The following is a 21,082-nucleotide window of genomic DNA, read 5'->3' on the forward strand; positions in this document are numbered from 1 at the left end:
GCGTCACTCCGCTACTTCGGCTCGTAGGCGGTCATCGCGGCCCGGACGGCCGGGGAGAACAGCGCCGGTCCGAGCGCGTCCGAGTGGGCCAGGCCCTCCGGCGAGAGCCGCAGCAGGCCGGCGGGGGCCGTCGGATCCAGCCAGCCGAGCGCCTCGAACCGACCCAGCTCGACCGGGAAGTCCGCCGACGGAGACGTGCCGAACCGCTCCTCGTACGTGCCGGTGGGCATGCCCTGGGCCTGGAGGAGGGACTGGAGGAGATGGCGACGGCGCGCCTCGTCCGCGTCGACCCACCGGCCCACCCGAGCCCGGCTGAAGTCCTCCGTCTCGGTGTACGCGTCGATGATCGAGCGGATCTCCCGCATGTCGACGGCGTAGTCGAAGGAGTGGTGGAGCGAGGAGGTGTACGAGCGGGCTCCGCAGCCCAGGCCGATCATCCCGTCGGTCTGGCAGGCGTAGTCGTCGGCGCCCTGGGGTGCGGCGTCGGCGCGCCGGAACATCCGCATCGACATCTGCTCGTAGCCGCGCGCGAGCAGATGGTCCCGGCCGTGGCGGTAGAGCCGCAGCCGCTGCTCGTCCCACTCCCGGTCGGCGGCCGGCGAGAGCCGCCCGAGACCGGTGAGGGGACGGACATAGAGGGGGTAGAGGTAGAGCTCCTCGGGCGCCCACGCGAGCGCCGCGTCGAGCGAGCGGGTCCAGGACTCCTCGGTCTGTCCCTCGATGCCGTAGATCAGATCGATGTTGAGGACGGGGACCCCGGTCTCCCGGATGCGGCCGAGCGCGGCCTCGACGTCGGCGCGGCGCTGGGGGCGCACGGCGGCGCGGGCCTCGGCCTCCACGAAACTCTGCACGCCGATGCTGAGCCGGGTCGCTCCGCGCTCGGCGAGGACCGCGAGCCGGTCGGCGGTCGCCGTCGAGGGGGAGGTCTCGACGGAGAGGGGGACGGCGCGCAGATCCGCCCCCATCCGCTTCTCGGCGATGTCGCAGAGCCGCTCCAGCTCGCCGGCGGTGAGGAAGGTCGGTGTGCCGCCGCCGAAGGCGGCCGTGGCGAACCGGACCGGCTCGCCGTCGCCGAGCGCCTCGCGCACGGCGGTCGCCTGGCGGTCGAGGGCGTCGAGGTAGCGGGTCGTCAGCTCGTCCGGGGCGCCGATCCGCGTGAAGAGGTTGCAGAAGCCGCAGCGGACCTCGCAGAACGGTATGTGGGCGTAGAGCGAGAGGGCGTCCTTCGGCTCGTCCCGCCAGAGCGCGGCGAGCGAGGGCGCGGGGTCCGGGAGCGGACGGTACGCCGTCTTGTGCGGGTAGGCGTAGACGTAGCTCTCGTACGGACGGGGGGCCTCGGTCGTCATGCGACCGCCCCCGGACGCGGGCCTTCGAGGACGAAGTGGGCGTACGGCACGGTCCAGACGACCTCGTGGCCGAGCCGGTGGCCGGTGAAGCCGTCCTCCCCGTACGCCGTGCCGTGGTCCGAGCAGACGATCGCGAAGCACGGACGGCGGCTGCTCATGGCGGCGAGGAGACGGCCGATGTGCCGGTCGACGTACTCCAGGGCCGCCGCGTGCGAGGCGCGGGTGTCGCCGGACTCCCGGGTCGCGCCGGGGAGATGGAACCAGTTGGGCTGGTGCAGCGCGGAGACGTTGACGAAGAGGAAGAGGCGCTGTTCGTGCGGGAGCGCGGCGACGATCTCCTCGGCCCTCGTCACCTGGGATTCGAAGGAGGTGGGGGAGGCGACGCCGAAGGCGGGCTCCCAGTGGCTCTCCTGGAAGAGCCCGGGCAGTACGGAGCCGAGCGGGCCCTGTCCGTTGAAGAAGCCGACGCCGCCGACGCACACGGTGCGGTAGCCCTCCTCGGCGAGGCCCGCGACGAGATCGGGGGTGTCGTGGACGAAGGTGCCGTCGGCGGTGCTCTCGCTGCCCGCGAACCGCGCGGCGAAGAGGCGGGGGTGCGGGCCCTGGGCGTCCGGGGTCGGCAGGAAGCCCGCGAAGATCGCCTGGTGGGAGGCGTAGGTGAAGCTGCCGGGGGCGTGACGGCGCTCCCAGCGCCCGGCGGGGAGGTGGCGGGCCAGGTTCGGGATGCGGCCGGCGGCGGCCAGTTCGGCGGCCACGTCGTACCGGAGGGTGTCGAGCGTGACCAGGAGAAGGTCGTGGCTGCCCACGATCTCGTTCATGTCGGGTGCGTGCTGCTGGTTCACGGGGTGGGGCTCGTTCCTGTGGTGCGGGTGGTGCGTGTGGTGCGTGTGGAGCCCGTAGGGCTGGTGGGGCTGGTCGCGCGGGTGGGGTCCGTGGGGCTGGTCGCGTGGGTGGGGTCCGCCGTACGGTTCCCCGTCGTACGGTTCCCCGCCGTACGGCTCCCCGCCGTGCGGGAGGGGCTGTCGCGGAGGAGTGCGGCGACCTGGGCGGCGTAGGTGTCCAGGCCCTCGGCGCCGCTGCCCGGCAGGCCGGTGAGACCGGGGAGGAGATCACCGAAGGCGTTGACCTCGCCGACGGCGAAGCGCCGCCACCCGACGGCCGGCAGCAGGTCGACACCGACACACCGCATGCCCGGGAAGGCGCCGGCGGCCCGCTCGCACACGTCGAGCGCGTCCGACCACCGGCCGCCGGCGGCGGACACGGCCGCGCGCACGGCGCCCAGGTCGCCCCGGGCTCCGCCGAGATGGAGATTGGTCATGGGGGAGCGGCTGGTCCGTACGACGGCGTGGGTGGCGCGCCCGTCGATCACCACCACCCGCAGATCGGCCGCCCGGCCTCCCTGTACCGCCTTCGGGAGCCAGCGCTCGATGTGCAGCCCGTCGGGGGCGAGCGCGTCCACGACGGCGGCGACCTCGCGCTCCGTCGTGTAGCGGCGCACCCGCAGGGAGTTGAAGAGCCGTCCGTCGGGCGCGCGCTCCACGGAGGTCGTGGCCTGCACCCGGCCGGCGCCGTTCGTCTCCACGGCCAGGACCCCGGAGGCGGACGAGCCGTGGGCGAGCTTCACGAACACCCGGCGCAGCCCGGTCGCGGCCATCGAGGCGCGGACGTCCGCCCAGCCCCGCACCGGCGGGGCGTCCGCCCCGGAGGTCGGCGACAGAGGGACCGGGACCAGGGCCTCGCTCAGCCGGGCATGGGAGAGCCGCTTGTCGAAGAGCACCGCCGCCTCGGCGGGGTCGTCGACCAGCTCCGCCCCGGCCTCGCCGACGCTCCGGGCGAGTCGCGCCGTGGCGGCGGTGAACTCCGCGTACCAGCGTCCCGTGCCCTCGACCCGGGTCGGGTCGTCCGTGCCGCGCAGGATCCGGTCCACGTCAGGGTCCTCGCCGGGCGACTCCAGCCGGACCGTCTCGCCCGCGTGGAACCGCGCCCCGCCCCTCAACACGTCGAGCCAGGGCTCGACCCGCGCCTCGGGCAGCCCGGCGCGCCGCACGGCGTCACGGAAGTACGCGACCCGGCGGTTGGCCGGATTGCCGACCACGACGAGGCGCGGGTGCTCGCGAGGTCGCGATGCCGGCGGCCGCACCGGGCGCGTGAGGGGCGGGGAAGGCGTCATTCGGCGACCGCTACGTACCGGAAGACCTCGCCGTCGTCGTCCTCCGCCTCCTGTGCGTCGTCGACAACGACCGTCACTCCGTACGGCGTGAGGGCGTCGACGATCCGCTCGCTCATCTTCTCCGTCATGTAGTGGTGCGAGAGGTCGAGGTGGCTGAGGTGCGTCAGCGGCTGTCCCACGAGCAGCGCCTCGGCGCCCTCGTCGGTGAGCGTGCCCATCGACAGGTCGAGGCGCTCGAGCCGGGCGACCACCGGGGCACCGGCCAGGGCCGCGGCGATCTCGTCCTGGATGACGCTGTTGCGGAGCGCGAGATGGCGCAGGGCGGGGAGGCGGGTGCCGGCGAGCAGCGGCTCCAGGTCGGCGACCGTGGAGTCACCGCCGTACTCGTCCGTGCCCAGCCACAGGTCCAGGCTCTCCAGCGAGGGCAGGTCGCTGCCCGCGATGCCGCGCACGACCTCGGCACCGAGACCGCCCGACTCCACCACGAGCGTACGCAGCGCGGAGTGGCCGATCGGGGGGAAGGCGAGCCCGGTGCCCCCGCGCACACCGAACTCCCGCAGGGCCGGGTAGGCGGCGAGCAGCGGCGTCACGTCGGACTGCTGGATCCAGGAGATCTCGCAGTCCTCGAAGCCCATGTCCCCGAGGAACAGGGCCTCGAGAGCGGGCAGCCGGTCCTTGGCCGCGACGAGTGCGGTGACGATCGCGGCGGAGGAGGTGTCGTACGCCTCGTCCCAGCCGCCGACGACCAGCGCGCGGACGCTCGTGGTGTCCACGGCGGCGAGGAACCGTGCGAAGAACTGCTCCCACTGCTCGTCGTCGGAGTCGCAGTACGTCGGCCCGGAGACGCGCCAGGCCACGGAGGCCGCGTCCGGCAGCTCGACGACGGTGTCACGGTCCGGAAAGTGGAACACGGGAAGGCCGTGGAACTCCTGAAGGTATCCCGAAATGGTCATGAGTGCTCCAGACACCGGACGTGCGCTGATCGGCTGACGCGAGCAGTTGTACCAAGCCCGACTGACAACTCCGTGCGCCGGGGGCGGTGGAAGGCCGTTGTCAGTGGCTGCCTCTAGCGTCGAATGCGTGGTCGACACGTGGCGTGTCCACCACGGAGGGGAGAGCCATGTACCGGCAGGGAGACGTGCTGATCGTGCCCGTCGCGGAGAGCGCGGTGCCCGACCACGTGAAGGGCGCGGCGGGGGAGCCGAGAGACGCCAGGGGCCGGCTGGTCCTGGCGCTCGGAGAGGTCACCGGGCACGCCCACGCGGTCCCGGGGCCCGGCCGGCTGGTGGCCGAGCCCGGCCCCTTCGGGCCCTTGGTGCTCGAACTGCCCGCGGGCGGACGGGTGGTGCACGAGGAGCACGCGCCGATCCCGCTGCCGAAGGGCTGGTACCGGGTGGTGCGGCAGCGGGAGTACACACCGGGCGCGTACCGGATCGTCGCGGACTGAGTGGGGGAGAGATGAACGGGACACTGACGACGGTGGACAGATGGCGGGCCGTGGCGGCCGCCACCGGGACGGCCGACCGGACGGCGGCGGAGGCCGGGGTGCGGCTCGCCTACCGCACGGCCGGCCTCGCGGCCCCGGAGCGGATCGTCTGGGCCGACTCGCCCCGGGCGGCCGTCGGGATCCTGCGCGAACTGACCGACGCGGGCCGCTCGGTGCGCGACGAGGTCCGTACGCGGCCGTGGGCGGAGGAGCGGCGCCGGGTCCACGACGAGCTGGGGCCGCGCGGCTGGACCGCGCTCTGGACGAGTACCGGTGCCCGGCTCTGGGACCCCGCGCGGACGCTGGCCGACCGGATCCGGTCCGCCGTCGCGGACGATCTCGCCGGGACGCCCGTCGAGGCGGCGGCCGTGCGCCTGCTGCTGCTCGACGCGGTCCTCGGCCAGCACGACGCGGCCTGGCTCGCCGCCTTCGACGGCCGGGGTGACCGTCTGGCCGGGCTCGCCGCGGTCGCCGAGCACGCGGGCTGGTGGTGGCCGTACGAGAAGGTCGCCGTGGTGTGCGAACGGCCCGTCGAGCTGCACCGGGACGAGGCCGGGCGCCTGGACCGGGGCGACGGTCCCGCGCTCGCCTTCCGCGACGGGTTCGCGTTGTACGCCTGGCGGGGCATGGCGGTCGAAGAGGAGTTCCTCGCCGGGCTCGGAGGGCTCACTCCCGAGCGGATCCGCGCCGAGGAGAACGCCGAACTGCGGCGCGTGATGCTGGAGTACTACGGCTACGAGCGCTACCTCGACGAGTCGGGGGCCCGGCCGGTCGACCGGGACGAGACGGGGGTGCTCTGGCGGATCGAGCTCGCGGACGACGAGGACGTGGTCATGGTCGAGGTGGTCAACGCGACCCCGGAGCCGGACGGGACGTTCCGTACCTACTGGCTGCGCGTGCCGCCCGGGACGGCGACCGCGCGCGAGGGGGTCGCGTGGACCTTCGGGTTCGACGCGGCGGCGTACGAGCCGGTGGTGCAGACCTGAGCGGGTGACCGGGCAGGAGTGGCGCACGGGCCCGGGTGGGGCGGGGTGCTGGGATGGGCGCGCCGGGCTGTCCGGCAACCACCGCTGAAGGGACCGCCTGTGACGACCCGTCACCACCACCGTATCCGTATCCTCCGCCGCGCCATGGTCGCGGGCGCGGTACTGGGCGCACTCACGCTCGCCGGCGCCGCGCCCGCCCTCGCCGCGCCCGCCCTCGTGTCGGCGCCTGCCACGGCATCCGTGAGGGCGCCCGCTCCGGCGACCCTCACCGTGTCCGGGACCGGGCGCGCCGGTGCGGCGCCCGACATCGCGGTGATCTCGGTCGCCGTCGAGGCGCGGGCCAAGACCGGGCAGGAGGCCATGGAGGCCCAGAGCCGTGCCGCGGAGAAGCTGTTCGCCGCCCTGCGGAAGCAGTCCGTCGCCGACCGGGACATCCGGACCCAGAACCTCTCCCTCTTCCCGGTCTACACCCAGGCCACCAACGGAGAGAGCAAGGTGTCGGGCTATCAGGCCTCGCAGAGCGTCTCGGCGACCATCCGGGACGTCGACAGGGCGGGCCGGGTCGTCGGCGCGGTCACCGAGGCGACCGGTGACGCCGGCCGGGTCGACGGAGTCTCCTACGACGTCGCGGACCCGGGCGCGCTGCGCTCCAGGGCCCGCGAGCTGGCCCACAAGGACGCGCACGACAAGGCCGCCCAGCACGCGCGGCTGAGCGGGCACCGGCTCGGCCGGCTCGTGTCGCTCACCGAGACGGAGAGCGGCCGCCCCGGCGCCGGAGCCGCGGCCGACATGCCCGCGCCCGCGCCGGGCGTTCCCCTGGCGCCGGGCGAGATCGAGGAGCAGGTGACGGTCTCGGCGGTGTACGAACTGCTCTGAACCGTGCCCGTGGCAGGGACACACGGTGGTGGGCGGACAGGGCCTAGACCGGTGACGGTCCCGTCGCGTCGAGGGACGGCAGGCCGAGTTCCCGGGCCAGCGCGGCGTCCGCCCACTCCAGCATCGCGGCGCGCGAGAGGGAGCCGGCGTACGACGTCATCTGCACGGCGAGCCCGTCCAGGAAGGCCGTCAGCCGCCAGGCCGCCGCGGCCGGGTCCGGGCACGGGAACTCGCCCGCCGCCGCGCCCTCGGCGATCACCCGCGTCAGGGCCGCCTTCCACTGCTGGTCGAGCGCTCCGGCCACCTCGCGCAGCGCCGGTTCGCGGAGGCAGGCCGCCCAGCCCTCGATCCAGAGCCGCCAGCCCTTGGCCTGCCCGGTCGGGGCGTACCACCGGACGGCCGCCCGGAGCCGGCGCAGGGCGGTGGTGCGCCGCTCCAGGAGCCGGCGCAGATGGGCGAGGTCGGCCTCGGCGGCGTACGAGAACGCCTCCGCGACCAGCCTCTCCTTGGTCGAGAAGTGGTAGAGCACCAGCGCGTTGCTGACTCCGAGGGCGGACGCGACATCGGCGATCCGGACGGAGGCCACGCCCCGCGCCTCGATCTGCTCGACGGCGGCACGGAGCAGCTCCTCCCGCCGTTCCGCCACGCTCAACCGCACTCTCGCCACGCCCGTCAGCCTACAAGAACATGCCAAGGGCATGATCATCTTCTCGTGGGGCGAGCGGTCGGAGTCAGGCCGGGACGCCGGGGGCGGGCCGGCCCGCGATCAGTACCAGCCGTACCGCTCCGCGATCAGTACCAGCCGTACCGCTCCGCGATCTCCGGCAGCCGCTCCTCGACCAGGGCGTGCGCCGCCGCGCGGGGGGTGGAGCAGTCCTCCTCGGCCCGGTCCAGCATCCGGCCGACCAGTGCGCGCATGGCCCCGCGGATATGGGCGAACGCCTCGTCCGCGTCGGCCCCGATGTCGCCGAAGAGGGTCCACCACCACCAGGCGTTGGTGGCGGAATTGACGACCACGTCGGGCAGGACGGTGATCCCGCGTGCGGCGAGCAGGGCCTCCGCCTCAGGAAGGACGGGCATGTTCGCCGCCTCGACGATCCAGCGCGCCCGGATCCGCTCCACCGCGTCGACGCCGATCGCGTACGAGACGGCGGCCGGGACCAGGACCTCGGCGTCGACCGCGAGCCAGGCGTCGCCAGGCTCCTCGCTGTCGCCGGGTCGCAGGGCGCCGCGGTCCACGGTGCCGTACGGGTCGCGTGCCGCGAGCAGCGCCTCGACGTCCAGACCGTCGCGGTGGGTGATCGTGCCCTTCACGTCGGCGACCGCCACCATGCTGAGTCCGGCCCGGGCCAGGAAGCGGGCGGTGGCGCCGCCCATGGTCCCGAAGCCCTGAACGGCGACCCGGGTCCCGGCGCGCGACAGGCCGGCCCTGTCCAGGGCCACCAGGACCGACTCGGCGACCCCGCAGCCGCCCGCCAGCTCGTCGAGCCCGATGCCGTCCACCTCGACCCCGAAGGCCTCCGCGAGCCTCGTCCTGGCCTGCGTCTCGTCGTCCAGGAGCGGGTAGACGGCCTGGATCGAGGAGACCAGCCCGGCCTCGGCCGCGGCCCGGTCGACCAGGTCCTGGGACAGGCCGAGGTCCTCGCCGGTGGTCCAGCAGCGCTCGATGTAGGGGCGCATGGCCCGCAGGTAGCGGACCAGGACGCCGTACGCCTCCGGTGAGCGCGGATCGCAGTCGATGCCGCCCTTGGCGCCGCCCAGCGGGACGTACCGACCGGTCGGGTCGTAGTGCAGGGCCTCCTTCATGGTCATGCCCCGCGCCAGACCGGCCACCTCCTCCAGGGTGCAGCCCTCACGCATGCGCAGGCCGCCACTGGCCACACCGCGCACGAGCCGGTCGACCACCAGATGACCCCGTCGGCCGGTGACGTGGTCCGACCAGGTGACGGACAGCAGGGGGGCGGTGCTCATGGGTATTTCTCCGTGGACGGAAACAGGGGCACTACTGAATGACGGTTCAGTATCGCGCATCGCCCCGGCCGGTTGCGGCGCGGGCCGACCATAATGGAACGACCCCGACCACCAGGAGGACCCGTGACCGGCACCGGATCCGACCATTCGCTGCGGGCCACGCTGCGCGGCCTGCGGCCCGAGGCCTTCGGCGCCGACCCCAAGGGAGAGCGCCTCGCGCGCATCCGCCGCTCGCCGAACTTCGCGGACGGCGTCTTCCAGAACCCTGTCGCCGCCCGGACCAGACCCGCCGGGTCCACCGTCGAATTCGCGAAGATCTACTTCCAGAAGGAGGCCAGGGCGCGCCGCGCCCCCACGGGCGCGATCCCCGTCCACGCCACCACGCTGGCCGACCTCGCCAAGCCTCCGGTCTCGGGCCTCCGCATCACCTGGATGGGGCACTCCAGCGTCCTCACGGAGATCGACGGTCACCGGGTTCTCTTCGACCCGGTCTGGGGCGACCGCTGCTCGCCCTTCGCCTTCGCCGGTCCCAAGCGGCTGCACCCCGTGCCGGTGCCGCTCGCCGAGCTCGGCCCGGTCGACGTCGTCGTGATCTCCCACGACCACTACGACCACCTCGACCTGCCCACGATCAAGGTGCTGGCCTCCACGGACACCCTCTTCGCGGTACCCCTCGGGGTCGGCGCCCACCTGGAACGCTGGGGCGTTCCGGCCTCGCGCCTGCGGGAGCTGGACTGGAACGAGTCCACCGATGTCGGCGGCCTGCGGCTGACGGCGACCCCCGCCCGCCACTTCTGCGGCCGCGGCCTGCGCAACACCCAGCACACCCTCTGGGCGTCCTGGGTCGTCACCGGCCCCGAGCACCGGGTCTACCACAGCGGCGACACCGGCTACTTCCCCGGCTTCGCGGAGATCGGCGCCGCGCACGGTCCCTTCGACGCGACCATGATCCAGATCGGCGCGTACAGCGAGTACTGGCCCGACATCCACATGACCCCCGCCGAGGGTGTCCAGGCCCACCTCGACCTCCAGGGCGGCCGCTCGCACGGCGTGCTCCTGCCGATCCACTGGGGCACCTTCAACCTGGCCCCGCACGCGTGGGCCGAGCCGGGGGAGTGGACGAGCGACGCCGGGCAGGAGTCCGGGCAGGTGATCGCGGCCCCCCGCCCCGGCCAGCCCTTCGAGCCCGCCGGAACCGTCCCCGTGGTCCCCTGGTGGCGGCCGCTCACCCGGCCGCTGGCACACCCGTGGCGCCGGCCCCGCCCGGTCCAGGGCCCCGTCGAGACGCGAGGAAGCGACCTCGACCTCGCCGGCGACCGCTGACGGGCCCGACACCGATCACCTGAGGCTCGGCCGAGGGGCCGGGGCGCCGCCCCCGCCGCGAGCGCGAAGGCCGCGCGGCGCCGCGAGCGCGAAGGCCGCCCGCCCATGCCGCTCGCGCGAAGGCCGCCCGGCCGCGCGCCGATGCCGCTCGTGCGAACCGAACCGATGCGAACGCGAACGCGGACGGCGACGGGCCGCCCGTCGGAGCCGCCCGACCCCGCTCGACCCGGCGCGGGCGCGAGCGCGGTCGGGACCGGCGCGAGCCCGCGCGGGCAGATTCCGGTCACGGCCGATTTCCACCGAGGGTGGAGGCGTACAGACGCCTCCACCCTCTTCCGTTCCACCGCCCCGGCGACCTCTCGTCGCGTTCCGGCCATACGTTCTCGGCCTGGCGTGCGAAGGGTGATAGCAGAGTGGGCCGCCTCTCCGGGGAAGTTTGCCAACTGCGCACCACACATGAACGGTTGACGTCTAGAGTGGGTGGTTGGTGATCATCGGTAGGCTCATCCGACCCACGTAGTACACCCCCGTAGTACGCCGACTCCTGGGCACGTACCAAGGACACTCATGTCTCAACTTCGCGCACCCGCCGCGCGGTCCGAACGCCGTGAGGGCGGACGGCACGGCCGGTCAGGCGCCCGTTCCGCTTCCGGCGCGGGGGCTCCCAACCCCGCGCGGCAACCGGCCCCGCTCCCGGCGGAAGCCCGCATACGCCCCCAACTCCTGCGCACCTCCGTGCTTCCCGCCGTCGCGGTCGCACTCGGCGGCGCCGCCGCCGTCCTTTTCACCATCCGGTCCACCGGAGCCACTCCGACCCCCGGCCTCTGGGCCGCGCTGACCGGAGCGGCGGCCCTGACGGTCGCCTCCGTGACCGCCGCCGCGCTCGGCGCGGACCGGGTGGCCAAGTCCGTACTCGACCGCTGCAACGCCTTACGTCGCTCCAGCGCCCGCGGTCAGAGCGAACTCCGTACGATCGTCGAGCAGCTGCGCCGCGGCGAGGGCCCCCCGGCCCGTCCGGCGATGCCGCCCTCCGCCGCCTCCGGCGACGAGTTCGACCTGCTCGGGCAGGAGCTCTCCCGCTCCCACGAGGCCGCCGTCGCCGCCGTGGTGCAGGCCTCCCGGCTCTCCAGCAGCGTCGGCAACGAGCAGAAGGTCGAGGTCTTCGTCAACCTCGCCCGGCGCCTGCAGTCCCTCGTGCACCGCGAGATCCAGCTCCTGGACGAGCTGGAGAACGAGGTCGAGGACCCCGAGCTGCTCAAGGGCCTGTTCCACGTCGACCACCTGGCCACCCGCATCCGCCGCCACGCCGAGAACCTCGCGGTGCTCGGTGGCGCCATCTCCCGTCGCCAGTGGTCGAACCCGGTCACCATGACCGAGGTGCTGCGCTCCTCGATCGCCGAGGTCGAGCAGTACCCGCGCGTGAAGCTCGTGCCCCCGATCGACGGCACGCTCCGGGGCCACGCCGTGGCCGACGTCATCCACCTGCTCGCCGAACTGGTCGAGAACGCGACGCTGTTCTCCGCGCCGCACACCACCGTGCTGCTCCGGGCCCAGTACGTCACCGCGGGCCTCGCCATCGAGGTCGAGGACCGCGGCCTGGGCATGCCGGTCACCGAGCAGAACAAGATGAACGCGCTCCTCGCCGACCCCGACCAGGTGAACGTCGCCCACCTGCTCCAGGACGGCCGGATCGGGCTCTTCGTCGTCTCCGCGCTCGCCCGGCGCCACGGCATCGCGGTACGCCTCCAGTCCAACATCTACGGCGGCATCCAGGCCGTCCTCGTACTGCCGAAGGGCCTCCTCGGCGCCGACCCCGAGGGCCTCGCGCGCAACGAGAGCCAGACCGCCGCCGTGGCCGCGAGCCCGTCGCCCGCCCAGGCCCCCCAGATGCAGCAGGTCCCCCAGGCGCACGGTTCGGCCGTCCACGCGGCGCCCCAGCCGGCACCGGCGCCGGTCACCGCACCCGTACAGCCCCCGGCGCACACCCCCGCACAGCCTCCCGCGCACACCCCCGCACAGCCTCCCGCGCACCCGCCCGTGCAGCAGCCCCCCGTACGCACGCCCGTGCAGCCCCCCGCGCACCCGCCCGTACGGACCCCGGCCCACGCGCAGGAGCCCGCGTCGGCCGAACCGCCCCACCGGCCCCTGGCCTACACCCCCTCCTTCCCGCTCCAGCAGCGCACGGAGACCGTCGAACACGCCCAGCCGCCGGGCCGCCCCCTGCTCCCCAAGCGGCGCGCCCAGGAGCACCTCGTCCCGCAGCTGCGCGACGAGCCCGCGGCCCGCAAGACCGAGGAGCACGCCCTGCACGACCCGGGTCTGATGGCCGCCTTCCAGCGCGGTATCGGACTCGCCGAATCCCAGCCCGCCCCCCACCAAGAACCGCCGCGTCCCGGTGACGCGCACAAGGAGTAGATTCACCATGGCGAGCAATGTGCCGAACGGCCATTCCTCGGATCTCGACTGGCTGCTGAGCGGTCTGGTCCAGCGGGTCCCGTACACCCGGAACGCGGTACTGCTCTCCTCCGACGGCCTGGTCAAGTCGGTCCACGGCCTCGACACCGACGCCGCCGACCACATGGCCGCGCTGGCCTCCGGGCTCTACTCGCTCGGGCGCAGCGCCGGCGCGCGGTTCGGCGACGGCGGTGAGGTGCGGCAGGTGGTCGTCGAGCTCGACTCCACCCTGCTCTTCGTCTCCACCGCCGGATCCGGCACGTGTCTGGCGGTCCTCGCCGGACGTGAGGCGGACGCCGCCGTCCTCGGCTACGAGATGGCGATGCTCGTCAAGAGCGTGCGGCCCTATCTCGTCACTCCCGCCAGGCAAGCGGCGGGCGCGGCGGGCCGCGCGGGACAGTGAGCGTGGTGTCCTCCCAGGAGGGGCCCTGGCTCGACGACGCGGCGGGCCGGCTGATCCGTCCGTACACCGTGAGCGGTGGCCGGACCCAGCCCACCACCGCGCTCGACCTCCTCTCCATGGTGATGGCGACGGGCTCCTCACCGCAGCCGCACATGGGTCCCGAGCACAGCCTGGCCCTCGGGCTGTGCGGCGGACCCACCTCGGTGGCGGAGATCGCGGCGCACTTACGGCTGCCGGCCGTCGTCACCAAGGTCCTGCTCTCCGATCTCGTGGACTGCGGGGCGCTGACCGCCCGCGCGCCCCGCTTCCACGCCAATCCAACCGACCGTTCCTTGCTGGAGGCAGTGCTCGATGGCCTACGACAACGGCTCTGAGCGCCACGAGAGTTTCGCGACCGACCCGTTCCCCACCGCACTCAAGATCCTGGTGGCGGGCGGCTTCGGCGTGGGCAAGACGACCTTCGTGGGCGCGGTCAGCGAGATCGAACCGCTGAGCACCGAAGAGCTGCTGACCCAGGTCAGCGCCGCCACCGACAGTCTGGAGGGCGTGGAGTCCAAGACCACGACCACGGTCGCGATGGACTTCGGCCGCATCACCCTCGACGACCGGAACGTGCTGTACCTGTTCGGCACCCCGGGCCAGGAGCGCTTCTGGTTCATGTGGGACGAGCTCTCCGAGGGCGCCCTCGGAGCGGTCGTCCTCGCCGACACCCGCCGCCTCCAGGACTGCTTCTCCGCCGTCGACTTCTTCGAGCGGCGGGGCATCGGATTCGTCGTGGCGGTCAACGAGTTCGACGGCGCCTACCGCTACGAGCCCGACGAGGTGCGGGCGGCGCTCGACCTCAACCCCGAGGTACCGGTCGTGCTCTGCGACGCCCGGATCTCCAGCGCCGGCATCCGCACCCTCCTCACCCTCGTCCAGCATCTGCTCACCACCATCCCGGCCCCCGTGCCGAGCTACGGAGCACCGTCATGACCTACGACCCGACCGGTCATCTGCTGCTGACCCCCGTCGACCAGGAGGCGCCCGCCCGGGTGCGCCGCCTGCGCGAACTGGGCCTCGGGGAGCGGCCGGAGCCGGCGTTCGACGAGTTCGCCCACCGGCTCGCGGAGGTGACCGGCGCGCCGTACTCGATGGTCAACTTCATCGACGAGAACCGGCAGTTCTTCGCCGGGCTGCACACCCCGGCCGGCACCCACTCGGGCAGCGACCTGGGCGCGGCGGCGGCCGGCGGCGACGTCGGCCGCTACATGGCCCGCGACCACGGCTACTGCCCGCACGTGGTCGTGCGCCGCAAGGCGCTCGTCCTGGAGGACGTCTGCGACTACCCGCGGTTCGCCGGGAACCCGGTCGTGGACGAGATCGGCATCCGCTCGTACATGGGCGCTCCGCTGATCGACCGTACGGGCATAGCGCTGGGCACGATCTGCGTGGTCGACACGGACGTACGGCCGTGGGGCCGCGCCGGACTGGAGACGATCAAGTCGCTCGCGGCGGAGCTGGTGGAGCAGATCCACCGCCGCGAGGAAGGGCTGATCTGACCTCACGCGGAGAACGCACGGTCGCGCCCCGGGACGGCATCGTCGTCGTGCCGGGGCGCTGCTGTACCCACGGAGTCGGGCGGGTACGTCAGGCGGGGAACGCGGTCAGGCGTGGACGGGATCCAGCTTGACCAGCTCCGAGAGCCGCTCGGACCAACTGCCCTTGTCCTGGCCGAGAGCCACCTCGGCCAGCCGCAGCAGCTGGACGTCGGAGGTGCCGGCCGGGGCGAAGATGTGGTGCGCGTCGCGGAGGTAGCGCTCGATCGGGCGGTCGGTGAAGAGACCGGCGGCCGAGTGGATCTCCATCGCGTTGCGGCCGGAGTCTATGGCCGACTCCACGTTGACCAGCTTCGCGTTCATCAACTCCGCGTCGCAGGACTGGCCTCGGTCCAGGAGATGCACGGCGTGGTAGGCGGCGAGCCGGGCCGTCATCAGCCGGGACTGCATCTGGCCCAGCTTCAGCTTCACCGTGGGCAGGTGGTGCAGGGGCTTGCCGTACCGGTGGCGCTCCGCGCAGAACCGGGTCGTCTCCTCCAGGATCGCCTGGTGGATGCCGAGTGAGACGGCGGTGAGGTTGGCCCTGCCGTACAGCACGCTGGAGGAGTACGCGACGGCGAGACCGTCGCCCTCGTCGCCGAGCCTGTTCGAGGCCGGTACCCGGCAGTTCTCGAAGATCAGCTCGCCGAAGCTGAAGCCGTGCAGCCCCATGGCGGGCTGCTGGGGTCCGAGCCGGAACCCCGGGCGATCGGACTCGACCAGGAAGGCCGTCAGACCCTTCGATCCGGGACCGGTCCTGACCACGACGCCGTGCAGATCGCCGACGTGGCTGTTGCCGACGAACACCTTGCTGCCGTTGAGGATGTAGTCGTCGCCGTCGCGGACCGCGCCGGCGGTCATGCCGAGGACATGACCTCCGGACTCGGGCTCGGTGACGGCGATGGTCGGCAGGCACTCACCGGCCGCGATGGCCGGAAGCCAGCTCTTGCGCTGCTCGTCGCTGCCGAAGTGCACGATCTTGGCGGTGCCGAGCTGGGAGGCCTGGACCATCGCACCCATGGCGCCGCTGACCCGTGAGAGTTCCTCGATGATGATGGTTTTCGCCAGATGCCCGGCGCCCATTCCGCCGTACTCCTGGCTGATTGTCGCTCCCAGCCAGCCCTGTTCGCAGATGAGCCGGGACAGTTCGTGGTGCACCGACCGCGACGATTCCATTTCGGCTATCCGCGGCCGGACCTCACGTTCCGCGAAGTCCCTGACGGTTTCCCTGAGCTGACGATGAAGTCGGCTGGTGAAGTAGCTGTCCATACGAGTCCCTCCCCTGCGAAACGCCTGCTCGCTCGGTTGTTCGAGCAGGTGGTGCATCGGCAGTGGCCCCGTCCCGAACAGGCCGACACTCCATGGTGTTGATCTTTCTGGGACGGATCAATATCGCCACGCAGTTTGTCTGAAACAGGAGCGGTTGACGTGTGAATCAGGCTGTGTTTTTGGGGGAGTTGGCCTGTTCGAGCGGGTCGCCAGAGCATTCCGCTTGGGCATCTTTCTGCCACATGCCAAAGGCAAAACAATGGTGGGCATATGGCCTTGAGAGAGGTCGGACCCTCTCAATGGCCATCTGTTCGCCATCGCGGTCCATCTCGGAGGAACCACCGATTCCGGACGGCGTCCGGGTGTCGCTGTCAGTGGCGCGTCGTACGGTCGACGTATGGCCACTGCCGACGACGTACGGCGCATCGCGCTCTCGCTGCCCGGGGCGGAGGAGAAGCTCGCCTGGGGCATGCCCACCTTCCGTGCGGGCCCGGGAGGCAGGATCTTCGCCTCGCTGGACGACGACGACCAGGCGATAGGGGTGAAATGCCCCAAGGAGGAGCGGGCGGAGCTGCTCGCGTCCGAGCCCGAGAAGTTCTTCATGCGGGAGGGGCACGACGACGGATACGCGTGGGTGCGTGTCCGGATCGGCGCCCTTGACGACGAGGGCGAGCTCCGCGCGATCCTGGCCGATTCCTGGCGCCAGGCGGCCCCGCGCCGGCTCCTGGCGCAGCACCCGGACGTGGGGGCGCCTCCGGAGCGGGGGTGAGCACGGTGGCGTCGCGCACTGTGGCCATCCCGGCGCGCAGAGTGCTGCCCGAAGGCGTGAGCGGCGGTCCGGGGTCGCCCGCAAAGCGGTTCGTGACCACCCGGGGAAGTGCGGTATTGTTCTCATGCGCGTTCGGCCCGGGGAAACCCCAGGTCAGACGGGCATCGGGACGTGGCGCAGCTTGGTAGCGCACTTGACTGGGGGTCAAGGGGTCGCAGGTTCAAATCCTGTCGTCCCGACGAGAGGTTCGCCTCGTAGTCGCAGATCAAGGGGCCGTTTCAGAGAGATCTGAAACGGCCCCTTGGTCGTGTTCGGCGACCAGGGCCCTTGTGGCCTAGGAGAGGGCACTCCCGGCGGCGGGCAGGACCTGTTCGGCCCAGATGACCTTGCCTTCCGGTGTGTACCGGGTGCCCCAGTGCTCGCTGAGCTGCGCCACCAGGAACAGTCCGCGGCCTCCCTCGTCCGTGGTGGCGGCGTACCGCAGGTGCGGGGCGGTACTGCTGCCGTCCCACACCTCGCAGGTCAGAGTGCGATCGCGCAACAGACGGACGCGGACCGGCGCGGCGGCGTACCGTATGGCGTTGGTGATGAGCTCGCTGAGGATCAGTTCCGTGGTGAAGGCGAGTTCCTCCAGACCCCATTCCTCGAGTTGGTCGGCCGCGAGTCTGCGCACGGTGCCGACCTCGCTCGGGTCGAACGGTACGTCCCACTGTGCGACCCGGCCGGGGCCCAGGGTCCGGGTCCGGGCGATGAGCAGCGCGATGTCGTCGGAGGGCCGGCTGGGGAGCAGGGCGTCGAGTACGGCGCGGCGGCTGGCGTGCGGGTCTCGGTCGGGGTGGCTCAGCGCCGTGCGCAGCCTTTCCACGCCCTCGGAGATGTCCCGGCCCCGCTCCTCGACCAGTCCGTCGGTGTACAGGACCAGCTGACTGCCTTCCGCCAGGTGCAGGTCCACGGCCTCGAACGGCATGCCGCCCAGCCCCAGCGGGGGGCCGGCCGGCAGTTCCGAGATCGTCGTGGTGCCGTCGGGGGCGACCACGAGCGGGGGCATGTGTCCTGCCCGTGCCATGGTGCAGTTCTGGGAGACCGGGTCGTAGACGGCGTACAGGCAGGTCGCGCCCAGGACGCCGCCGTCCGAGGCAGCGCTGTCGCCTTCCTGGTCCATGCGCTGGACGAGGTTGTCGAGACGGGCGAGGAGTTCGTCGGGCGGCGGGTCCAAGGAGGAGAAGTTGTGCACCGCCGTGCGCAGCCGCCCCATGGTGGCCGCGGCGTGCAGGCCGTGCCCGACGACGTCTCCGACGACGAGCCCGACCCGGCTGCCCGGTAGCGGGATCACGTCGAACCAGTCCCCCCCCACTCCGGACTGGGCGGGCTGGTAGAAGTGCGCGACGTCCACGGCGCTCTGCTCGGGCAGATCCCGCGGCAGCAGGCTGCGCTGGAGCGTCACGGCGAGATTGTGTTCGCGGGTGTAGCGGCGGGCGTTGTCCATGGTGACGGCGGCGCGGCCGACGAGCTCCTCGGCCAGGGACAGATCGTCCTCGTCGAACGGTTCCGGCTTCTGCGATCGCCAGAAGTTGACCACCCCGAGCACGACGCCCCTGGCCTTCAGCGGAGCCGCGATGAGCGAGTGGATCCCGTAGCCGACGATCGCCGATGCCCGCGGCGCGTCCTGGGCGTGCCAGCCCGGCGCGTCATGGAGATCGGGCACCAGTTCGGCTGTCCCCGTGCCGTATCCGCGGGCCTGCGGCGTGGACGGCAGGAATTCGATCAGGCTGCCGAGCGGGTAGAGCGGGTGATCGGAGCGGATGCCGCTGACCGCGGTGCGCCGCATGTCGGCGCCTGGGCCGGGCTCGTCGCCCTGCAGTACCGGGTCGGCCAGGTCGACCGTGACGAAGTCCGCGAACCGGGGAACGGCGACGTCGGCCAGTTCCTCCGCTGTGCGCACCACGTCGAGGGTGGTGCCGATGTCACCCCCGGCGTCGTAGAGCAGCTTGAGCCGCCTGCGGGCCGTCTCCACCCGGCTGCTCAGGAGCTGCATCTCGGTGGAGTCGCGGATGGTGACCGCCGAGCCCTGCGGGCGGGTGGGCCGCTGATTGACCACGAGCAGCCGGTCCCCGGCCTCCAGCACCTCGTCGGTGGCCACCCGGCCGGACAGCAGCAGTTCCGCCATGCGGCGATCCATGCCGACCTTGTCGACGGGGCGTCCTTCGGCGTCGTCCGGCAGGCCGAGCAGCCGTCCGGCCTCGTCGTTCGCCAGGAGGAGTCGTCCTTCGCCGTCCGTGATCAGTACCCCTTCGCGGACGGAGTGGAGCACCGCGTCGTGGTGCTCGTACATGCGGGTCATCTCCTGCGTGCCGAGCCCGTGGGTCTGGCGGCGCAGTCTTCGGCTGATCAGCGCCGTGCCGACGGTGGCCAGAGCCAGACCGATGGCGGTGGCCAGGAGGATGACCGGAAGCTGACGGTCGGCGAGGCCGGTCACGCTCTCCACCGTCAGACCTGCCGAGACCAGGGCGACGACCTCGCCTTCGGGCGAGGTGACCGGCACGATCGCCTGGATCTCCTTACCGAGCGGCCCCTCCACGCTCTCGGTGTGCACCTGGCCGGCGAGCGAGGGCTCGATCGTGCCGACGAACCGCTCCCCGATGCGGTCGGGCTGGGGGTGGCTGTAGCGAATGCCGTTCGTGTCCATCACCACGATGAAGTCCACGCCTGCGTCCTTGCGTGTCTCCTCGGCGAGAGGCTGCAGGATCGCGGACGGGTCCGGCGACCTCAGCGCTTCCTGCAGGCCCAGGGAGTGCGCGAAGGTCTGAGCCACGGAAACCGACCGGTTGCGCGCGTCACCGTCGATGGCGTGCCGCGACTGGAGCACGAGGGCCAGCAGGGCCCCGGCGGCGAGCAGCACCACGATCGCCACCTGAAGGACGAAGACCTGTCCGGCGACGCTTCCGAATCTTCTGCCTAGGTTCGACCGCACCGGTAGGCCGGGCACGAGAGACGAGACGGGCTCACCATCCCAGTTGTAGCACCTCCCCGCGGCGCGGGCCCCCGGGCGCTCACGGTACGCATCGGTGCCACGGCACAGGGTTCCCCACCCCTGGGGGGTCAGGGAGAGGGACCCGCCGTCGGGCGCCCGGCACCATACCAGCGCGGCCCCGTTTTCATGCGACAAGTGACTACTCTCCCCGCTTGCGCATATTCATACGGTAGTCATGGAGGCCGGGAGGGAACACATTGGTCTTCAGTCTGCGTCGCCGCCGGAAGTCCGCCCCTGAGAGCGGCACCTGTCCGTACACGTCCGACGACGTGCGGGCCGCCCCTGTCCCGGGGGCGCGCGTCGACCCCGGGGCGGTGGGGACGCGGCACGCCACGGACCCGCACGAGGCGGAACGGTTCATCCGGCAGTTCCATCATGAGCGGCCGGGCGCCGGGGACGCCGGGAGCAGAGTCCGTGAGGTGCGGTCCGAGATCGATCGCACCGGCACCTACGAGCACACCCCCGACGAGCTGGCCTTCGGCGCGCGCGTCGCCTGGCGCAACGCGGCGCGCTGCATCGGCAGGCTCTACTGGCGCAGCCTCGTGGTCCGCGACCTGAGGCAGACATCCTCCGCCGACGCCATCGCCGCGGAGTGCTTCGAGCACCTGCGGACGGCCGGCAACGGCGGCCGGATCCGTCCGGTGATCTCCGTGTTCGCCCCGGAGCGGCCAGGTCGTCCGGGGCCCCGGATCGTCAACGACCAGCTGGTCCGTTACGCCGGTCACCGCAGCCCCGACGGCGGCTGGATCGGCGACCCGGTCAGCGCACAGCTGACCGCCCGCGCCTGCGCACTGGGGTGGAAGCGGGCCGACGGCCCCTTCCACGTGCTGCCGTTGCTGGTCCAGGAGCGGCCCGGCACGGCTCCGGAGTGGTACGAGCTGCCGGACGACTCCGTACTGGAGGTGCCCCTGAGCCACCCCGAACACGCGTGGTTCAGGGAGTTGGGGCTGCGCTGGTACGCGGTGCCGGCCATCAGCAACATGGACCTCGAGATCGGCGGCGTACGGTATCCGGCGGCGCCGTTCAACGGCTGGTACATGGGCACGGAGATCGGCGCCCGCAACCTCGCCGACGCCGACCGCTACGACCTGCTCCCCGTGGTGGCCGAGCGGCTGGGACTCGACCGGTCCTCGGAGCGCACGCTGTGGCGGGACCGGGCGCTGGTCGAGCTCAACGTGGCGGTGCTGCACTCCTTCCAGCGGGCGGGGGTGACGATGGCCGACCACCACACCGAGTCCGAGCGGTTCCTCCGGCACATCGCACAGGAGAGTCGTCTCGGCAGGTCCACCCCCGCCGACTGGAGCTGGATCGTCCCCCCGATCTCGGGCTCCGCCACCCCCGTCTTCCACCGCCTGTACGACCCGGTGGACCCATCGCTGCGACCCGCGTTCGTCGCACGGCAGCCGTAGACGAGCCAGGGG

At 72.4% G+C, this 21,082-nt stretch carries 19 protein-coding genes and 1 tRNA gene; 12 read left to right on the forward strand and 8 right to left on the reverse strand.

Annotated elements, in window-relative coordinates; genetic code table 11:
• Nucleotides 1-11: 11 nt before the first annotated feature.
• From M5362_RS09185 to M5362_RS09200, 4 genes are read right to left on the reverse strand one after another with little or no spacing between them, the layout of a single operon-like run.
• On the reverse strand, nucleotides 12-1,346 hold the full coding sequence (locus tag M5362_RS09185) for an STM4012 family radical SAM protein (protein ID WP_260226882.1): 1,335 nt from the start codon (nucleotides 1,344-1,346) through the stop codon (nucleotides 12-14).
• Nucleotides 1,343-2,164, reverse strand: a complete 822-nt coding sequence (locus M5362_RS09190) for an STM4013/SEN3800 family hydrolase (RefSeq protein WP_260227157.1) — start codon at nucleotides 2,162-2,164, stop codon at nucleotides 1,343-1,345. Before M5362_RS09190 ends, M5362_RS09185 begins: the two co-directional genes overlap by 4 nt.
• Before the next feature lie 20 nt (nucleotides 2,165-2,184).
• Nucleotides 2,185-3,486 (reverse strand): STM4014 family protein, encoded by a 1,302-nt coding sequence (locus M5362_RS09195; protein WP_374214439.1) that lies wholly within the window; start codon nucleotides 3,484-3,486, stop codon nucleotides 2,185-2,187.
• A 26-nt stretch (nucleotides 3,487-3,512) separates the two neighbouring features.
• The gene (locus tag M5362_RS09200; protein ID WP_260226885.1) at nucleotides 3,513-4,469 is read right to left on the reverse strand and encodes an STM4015 family protein; all 957 of its coding nucleotides are present in this window, start codon (nucleotides 4,467-4,469) and stop codon (nucleotides 3,513-3,515) included.
• Nucleotides 4,470-4,636: 167 nt separating this feature from the next.
• Between M5362_RS09200 and M5362_RS09205 the strand changes: the two genes are divergently transcribed.
• From M5362_RS09205 to M5362_RS09215, 3 genes are all read left to right on the forward strand, one after another.
• Nucleotides 4,637-4,963 (forward strand): hypothetical protein, encoded by a 327-nt coding sequence (locus tag M5362_RS09205; RefSeq protein WP_260226886.1) that lies wholly within the window; start codon nucleotides 4,637-4,639, stop codon nucleotides 4,961-4,963.
• A gap of 11 nt (nucleotides 4,964-4,974) precedes the next feature.
• On the forward strand, nucleotides 4,975-5,988 hold the full coding sequence (locus M5362_RS09210; protein WP_374214431.1) for a DUF6745 domain-containing protein: 1,014 nt from the start codon (nucleotides 4,975-4,977) through the stop codon (nucleotides 5,986-5,988).
• Between the two features lie 99 nt (nucleotides 5,989-6,087).
• Complete coding sequence (locus M5362_RS09215) at nucleotides 6,088-6,864, forward strand: SIMPL domain-containing protein (RefSeq protein ID WP_260226887.1); 777 nt, start codon at nucleotides 6,088-6,090, stop codon at nucleotides 6,862-6,864.
• Between the two features lie 43 nt (nucleotides 6,865-6,907).
• On the opposite strand, the gene M5362_RS09220 is transcribed toward M5362_RS09215, so the two are convergent.
• Together M5362_RS09220 and M5362_RS09225 are read right to left on the reverse strand one after the other, a co-directional pair.
• A complete protein-coding gene (locus M5362_RS09220; RefSeq protein ID WP_260226888.1) occupies nucleotides 6,908-7,531 on the reverse strand; it encodes a TetR/AcrR family transcriptional regulator in 624 nt (207 codons plus the stop codon).
• Between the two features lie 125 nt (nucleotides 7,532-7,656).
• The gene (locus M5362_RS09225; RefSeq protein ID WP_260226889.1) at nucleotides 7,657-8,835 is read right to left on the reverse strand and encodes a Glu/Leu/Phe/Val dehydrogenase dimerization domain-containing protein; all 1,179 of its coding nucleotides are present in this window, start codon (nucleotides 8,833-8,835) and stop codon (nucleotides 7,657-7,659) included.
• Nucleotides 8,836-8,928: 93 nt separating this feature from the next.
• Between M5362_RS09225 and M5362_RS09230 the strand changes: the two genes are divergently transcribed.
• The 6 genes from M5362_RS09230 (at nucleotide 8,929) to M5362_RS09255 (ending at nucleotide 14,556) form a co-directional block, all read left to right on the forward strand.
• A complete protein-coding gene (locus M5362_RS09230) occupies nucleotides 8,929-10,158 on the forward strand; it encodes an MBL fold metallo-hydrolase (RefSeq protein WP_260226890.1) in 1,230 nt (409 codons plus the stop codon).
• A 567-nt stretch (nucleotides 10,159-10,725) separates the two neighbouring features.
• Nucleotides 10,726-12,573 (forward strand): sensor histidine kinase KdpD, encoded by a 1,848-nt coding sequence (locus M5362_RS09235; RefSeq protein ID WP_260226891.1) that lies wholly within the window; start codon nucleotides 10,726-10,728, stop codon nucleotides 12,571-12,573.
• Nucleotides 12,574-12,580: 7 nt separating this feature from the next.
• Nucleotides 12,581-13,015: a roadblock/LC7 domain-containing protein gene (locus M5362_RS09240; RefSeq protein WP_260226892.1), complete on the forward strand. Its 435-nt coding sequence runs from the start codon at nucleotides 12,581-12,583 to the stop codon at nucleotides 13,013-13,015.
• A 2-nt stretch (nucleotides 13,016-13,017) separates the two neighbouring features.
• The gene (locus tag M5362_RS09245; RefSeq protein ID WP_260226893.1) at nucleotides 13,018-13,389 is read left to right on the forward strand and encodes a DUF742 domain-containing protein; all 372 of its coding nucleotides are present in this window, start codon (nucleotides 13,018-13,020) and stop codon (nucleotides 13,387-13,389) included.
• Complete coding sequence (locus M5362_RS09250; RefSeq protein ID WP_260226894.1) at nucleotides 13,367-13,990, forward strand: ATP/GTP-binding protein; 624 nt, start codon at nucleotides 13,367-13,369, stop codon at nucleotides 13,988-13,990. The genes M5362_RS09245 and M5362_RS09250 overlap by 23 nt, the downstream gene beginning before the upstream one ends.
• Entirely contained in the window at nucleotides 13,987-14,556 is a 570-nt protein-coding gene (locus M5362_RS09255; RefSeq protein ID WP_260226895.1) for a GAF domain-containing protein, read from the forward strand. Before M5362_RS09250 ends, M5362_RS09255 begins: the two co-directional genes overlap by 4 nt.
• A 105-nt stretch (nucleotides 14,557-14,661) precedes the next feature.
• On the opposite strand, the gene M5362_RS09260 is transcribed toward M5362_RS09255, so the two are convergent.
• Nucleotides 14,662-15,861: an acyl-CoA dehydrogenase family protein gene (locus M5362_RS09260; RefSeq protein WP_260226896.1), complete on the reverse strand. Its 1,200-nt coding sequence runs from the start codon at nucleotides 15,859-15,861 to the stop codon at nucleotides 14,662-14,664.
• Nucleotides 15,862-16,258: 397 nt separating this feature from the next.
• On the opposite strand from M5362_RS09260, the gene M5362_RS09265 reads away from it, so the two are divergent.
• Entirely contained in the window at nucleotides 16,259-16,630 is a 372-nt protein-coding gene (locus M5362_RS09265) for an MmcQ/YjbR family DNA-binding protein (RefSeq protein ID WP_260226897.1), read from the forward strand.
• A 165-nt stretch (nucleotides 16,631-16,795) separates the two neighbouring features.
• Nucleotides 16,796-16,869 (forward strand) — tRNA-Pro (locus tag M5362_RS09270).
• A 95-nt stretch (nucleotides 16,870-16,964) separates the two neighbouring features.
• Here the strand turns inward: M5362_RS09270 and M5362_RS09275 are convergent.
• Complete coding sequence (locus M5362_RS09275; protein ID WP_374214432.1) at nucleotides 16,965-19,541, reverse strand: SpoIIE family protein phosphatase; 2,577 nt, start codon at nucleotides 19,539-19,541, stop codon at nucleotides 16,965-16,967.
• A 317-nt stretch (nucleotides 19,542-19,858) separates the two neighbouring features.
• On the opposite strand from M5362_RS09275, the gene M5362_RS09280 reads away from it, so the two are divergent.
• Complete coding sequence (locus tag M5362_RS09280; protein ID WP_261365750.1) at nucleotides 19,859-21,070, forward strand: nitric oxide synthase oxygenase; 1,212 nt, start codon at nucleotides 19,859-19,861, stop codon at nucleotides 21,068-21,070.
• The last annotated feature ends 12 nt before the right edge of the window (nucleotides 21,071-21,082 follow it).

Source organism: Streptomyces sp. Je 1-79, assembly GCF_025195125.1.
GTDB lineage: Bacteria > Actinomycetota > Actinomycetes > Streptomycetales > Streptomycetaceae > Streptomyces.